Origin of the sequence: Dietzia sp. DQ11-44 (genome assembly GCF_014145205.1) — a bacterium.
Lineage (GTDB): Bacteria > Actinomycetota > Actinomycetes > Mycobacteriales > Mycobacteriaceae > Dietzia > Dietzia natronolimnaea.
The window spans coordinates 1-4,240 of sequence record NZ_JAALEC010000386.1 but is presented as its reverse complement, the minus strand read 5'-3'; the positions used below and the strand labels follow the sequence as shown (position 1 = coordinate 4,240).

The 4,240-nt window shown below is 70.4% G+C and carries 4 protein-coding genes and 1 pseudogene; 4 read left to right on the top strand and 1 reads right to left on the bottom strand.

Annotation, left to right across the window (positions count from 1 at the left end; all coding sequences use genetic code 11):
• Nucleotides 1-3: 3 nt before the first annotated feature.
• Nucleotides 4-510: pseudogene (locus G6018_RS10190) on the top strand (tRNA (adenosine(37)-N6)-threonylcarbamoyltransferase complex transferase subunit TsaD); the annotation flags it as partial.
• A 36-nt stretch (nucleotides 511-546) separates the two neighbouring features.
• Here the strand turns inward: G6018_RS10190 and G6018_RS10185 are convergent.
• On the bottom strand, nucleotides 547-918 hold the full coding sequence (locus tag G6018_RS10185) for a DUF4190 domain-containing protein (RefSeq protein WP_179524688.1): 372 nt from the start codon (nucleotides 916-918) through the stop codon (nucleotides 547-549).
• 271 nt (nucleotides 919-1,189) lie between these two features.
• Between G6018_RS10185 and groES the strand changes: the two genes are divergently transcribed.
• The 3 genes from groES (at nucleotide 1,190) to G6018_RS10170 (ending at nucleotide 4,096) form a co-directional block, all read left to right on the top strand.
• Nucleotides 1,190-1,477 (top strand): co-chaperone GroES, encoded by a 288-nt coding sequence (groES, locus tag G6018_RS10180; RefSeq protein ID WP_017837219.1) that lies wholly within the window; start codon nucleotides 1,190-1,192, stop codon nucleotides 1,475-1,477.
• Between the two features lie 144 nt (nucleotides 1,478-1,621).
• Nucleotides 1,622-3,244, top strand: a complete 1,623-nt coding sequence (gene groL / locus G6018_RS10175; RefSeq protein ID WP_179524689.1) for a chaperonin GroEL — start codon at nucleotides 1,622-1,624, stop codon at nucleotides 3,242-3,244.
• 270 nt (nucleotides 3,245-3,514) lie between these two features.
• The gene (locus G6018_RS10170; RefSeq protein WP_179524690.1) at nucleotides 3,515-4,096 is read left to right on the top strand and encodes a sigma-70 family RNA polymerase sigma factor; all 582 of its coding nucleotides are present in this window, start codon (nucleotides 3,515-3,517) and stop codon (nucleotides 4,094-4,096) included.
• The last annotated feature ends 144 nt before the right edge of the window (nucleotides 4,097-4,240 follow it).

The following is a 4,240-nucleotide window of genomic DNA, read 5'->3' as shown; positions in this document are numbered from 1 at the left end:
TGACTGGGTTACCCGGGCGGTCCGGTGATCGATCGACTCGCGGCGTCCGGTGACCCGGCGGCCATACCCTTCCCCCGCGGGATGACCGGGCCCCGGGACGCCCGACACGACTTCTCCTTCTCCGGGCTCAAGACCTCCGTCGCGCGCCGGATCGAGGCCGCCGAGCGCGACGGGGTGCACCTCGAGGTCGCCGACGTGGCCGCGTCGTTCCAGGAGGCCGTGGCGGACGTGCTCACCATGAAGGCCGTGCGGGCCTGCACAGATCTCGGGGTGTCGACCCTGCTCGTCGGCGGCGGCGTCGCCGCGAACTCCCGGCTGCGGGAGCTGGCGGCGCAGCGGTGCGCCGAGGCCGGGATCCGCCTCCGCGTCCCCCGGCCGCGGCTGTGCACGGACAACGGGGCGATGGTCGTGGCGGTGGCGTCCGCGCTCCTCGCGGCGGGTGCCGAACCCAGTGCCCTCACCGTGGCGGCGGATCCGGGGCTCACGGTCGGGGTGACCCAGCTGGTGTGAGGCGGGTGGTGTGAGGAGGGTGGTGAGGCGGGTGCCTCAGAACCCGAGCAGTGCGAAGCCGTACCCGGTGAACAGCAGCATCCCGCAGACCAGCAGGGTGATCAGGACCAACCACAGGTACCCCACCGCGAGGGCGGTGAGGGCGAGACCGCGCCCGGCCTGTCCGGTCCGGTTGATCCTGGCCAGGGCGAGATGGCCGAGCAGGACCGACGCGAGCGCGAAGACCGCGGGGACCGCGGGCAGGAACAGTCCGAGGAAGGACCCGAACACGACGTTGCCCACCGCCAACACGACCGCGGCGAGCGCCGTCCCGTTGACGTCGGGGGGACCGGCGTGCGACTCGTCGCCGGGGTCCTCCGGATCCCGCCGGCCGGACGCGTCCGCGTCACCGGAGGGGGTACGGGACATGGCGACGACTCCTCCCGGGGGCGGCGGGACTTCCCGCTGATCGTACGCGGGGCCCGCGCGCCCGGCGGCGTGCTCGAGCGGGTGTGTGGGGGCCGGGTGGTGTTCGCCGTCCGCGAACGGGGCCGGATCGGGCACCCGGGACACTTGAGTGCTGGCACTCGCGCATATAGAGTGCCAATAGGCATGGACCCGGTCGCGTCACCCGCGACGACGCCACCCCGGTGCCCCGCCCCCCTGAACACACCAGCCATCTACACACGGAGGATCCATCGTGGCGATCAAGCCGCTTGAGGACAAGATTCTCGTCGAGGCCACCGCTGCCGAGACCACCACGGCGTCCGGCCTCGTCATCCCGGACACCGCCAAGGAGAAGCCCCAGGAGGGCACCGTCGTCGCGGTCGGCAAGGGCCGCTTCGACGAGGACGGCGACCGCATCCCCATGGACATCAAGGAGGGGGACAAGGTCATCTACTCCAAGTACGGCGGAACCGAGATCAAGTACGAGGGCAAGGAGTACCTGATCCTCTCCTCGCGCGACGTTCTCGCGGTCATCGACTGACGTGAGTCGGTACAACCCCGCCCCGGTGGCGCCGGCCAGTGTCCGGCCCGCCGGGGCGGTGGTGTCTCACCGGTGTCGCACCGGTCCGTTACGCAGTACGACCCGTCCGTCCCGAACACCCTCTTCCTTCCAGGAGTCCCATCAATGTCCAAGTTGATAGCGTTCGACGAGGAGGCCCGTAAGGGCATGCTCGCCGGTGTCGACCAACTCGCCGACACCGTCAAGGTCACGCTCGGCCCGAAGGGTCGGCACGTCGTGTTGGCCAAGGCCTTCGGTGGCCCCACCGTCACGAACGACGGTGTCTCCATCGCCCGCGAGATCGAACTCTCCGAGCCGTTCGCGAATCTCGGTGCCCAGCTGGTCAAGAGCGTCGCCACCAAGACCAACGACGTGGCCGGTGACGGCACGACCACCGCGACGGTGCTCGCGCAGGCGCTCATCCGTGAGGGGCTGCGCAACGTGGCCGCCGGATCCAACCCGATGGCCATGGGCAAGGGCATCGAGAAGGCCTCGGCCGCCGTCGTCGAGTTCCTCAAGTCCGCCGCCACCCCGGTGTCGGGGTCCGAGGGGGTGGCGCAGGTCGCCACGGTCTCCTCCCGTGACCCCGAGGTGGGCCGGATGGTCGCCGAGGCCATGGACGCCGTGGGTGTCAACGGCGTCGTGTCCGTCGAGGAATCCCAGGGCCTGCACACCGAGGTCGCCGTGACCGAGGGCATCGCCTTCGACAAGGGCTACCTCAGCCCCTACTTCGTCACCGACCCCGACGAGCAGAAGGCCATCTACGAGGATGTCCTGGTCCTGCTGCACCGCGAGAAGATCAGCTCCCTCCCCGACCTGCTCCCGCTGCTCGAGAAGGTCGCCGAGACCGGCAAGCCGCTGCTCGTCGTGGCCGAGGACGTCGACGGCGAGGCGTTGTCGACGCTGGTCGTCAACTCGATCCGCAAGACCATCAAGGTCGTCGCGATCAAGGCCCCGTTCTTCGGCGACCGCCGCAAGGCCTTCCAGGACGATCTCGCTATCGTCCTCAAGGGTCAGGTCGTCAGCCCGGACCTGGGCATGAAGCTCTCCGACTGTGGCCTCGAGGTGCTCGGACACGCCCGCCGCGTGACCGTCTCCAAGGACGAGACGATCATCGTCGACGGTGACGGTGACCAGGCCGACGTCGACGCCCGGGTGGCGCAGCTGCGCCGCGAGGCCGAGAACACCGACTCCGACTGGGACCGCGAGAAGCTCGAGGAGCGCATCGCCAAGCTCTCCGGGGGCGTCGCGGTCATCCGCGTCGGCGCCGCCACCGAGACGGAGCTCACCGAGCGCAAGCTCCGCGTCGAGGACGCGGTCAACTCGGCCAAGGCCGCCGTCGAGGAGGGCGTGATCGCCGGTGGCGGTTCCGTGCTCGTCCAGGCCGCGGCGTCGCTCGCCCGGCTCGCCGAGGACACCACCGACGCCGACGAGGCGGTGGGGGTGAACGTCGTCCGCAAGGCGCTGGCGGCGCCACTGTTCTGGATCGCCGCCAACGCGGGCGAGGACGGCTCCGTCGTGGTGAGCAAGGTCGCCGACCTCGGTCCGAGGGACGGCTTCAACGCCGCCACCGGCGAGTACGGTGACCTCGTCTCGGCGGGCATCATCGACCCGGTGAAGGTCACCCACTCGGCCGTCGTCAACGCCTGTTCCGTCGCGCGGATGGTGCTGACCACCGAGACGGCGATCGTCGAGAAGCCCGAGCAGGAGGCGCCCGGCGGGCACTCACACGCCGGTCACTCGCACTGATCCCGTCCCGACCGGGCCCCGGTCCCGCACCCGCGGGACCGGGGCCCGCTCGTCGTCCGGCGACCGGTGATGTCGTCTCACCCCGCTCCGAGCGGCTACGCTGGGCCCTCACCGGATGACCTCCGGCACAGGGGTCGCAGAAGTATCCTGTGCCCACGCCCCGCCGGCCGCGACGGTCCGGACGTGAGACCGCGACGGTCCGGCGCCGCACCCCGACAGAAAGGCCGTGCCCCGTAGCACACCCGTGTAACGAGAGGCCCCCCTAAATCGATGACAGGTACAGCAGACGAGTTGGAACTCGCCGTCGCCGCCGCGGTCAAAGGAGACCGTTCGGCGGCCACGCGGGTACTCGAACTCGTCCGTCCCGGGGTGGTGCGGTATTGCCGCTCCCGCGTCGGGGGTGCGGAGAGGGTCAACCTTTCTGCTGACGATGTCGCACAGGAGGTGCTGATCGCGGTGCTCTCGGCGTTGCCCGGGTACCGGGATCAGGGACGTCCCTTCATGGCCTTCGTGTACGGGATCGCCGCACACAAGGTCGCGGACGCGCACCGGGGCGCCGCACGGAACAAGTCGGATCCCGTCGAGTACCTCCCGGAGGTGCTCTCCACGGAGACGGGGCCGGAGGATCACATCCTCGACGGCGAGGTGGCCAGGGCGATGAGTCGTCTACTGGGAACCCTGCCCGAGAAGCAGAGGGAGATCATCCGACTGCGGGTGGTCGTGGGACTCTCCGCGGAGGAGACCGCGGAGATAGTGGACAGCACGGCCGGAGCCGTGCGGGTGGCCCAACACCGGGCCATGAAGCAGCTCCGGACCAGGATCGAGCAGGACGGAGAGGAGCGATGGCGATGAACGACGACGATGTCGACCCCGGCACCCGGGACGACGCCGCCTCCCTCGACGCGCACGGTCCGGATCCGGAGGCGGTGGAGCGTGACGACGAGCTCCTGCGCGTCCTCGGGGTGGGCGACCGCCCCGCCGGCTCCGACGCCCTGG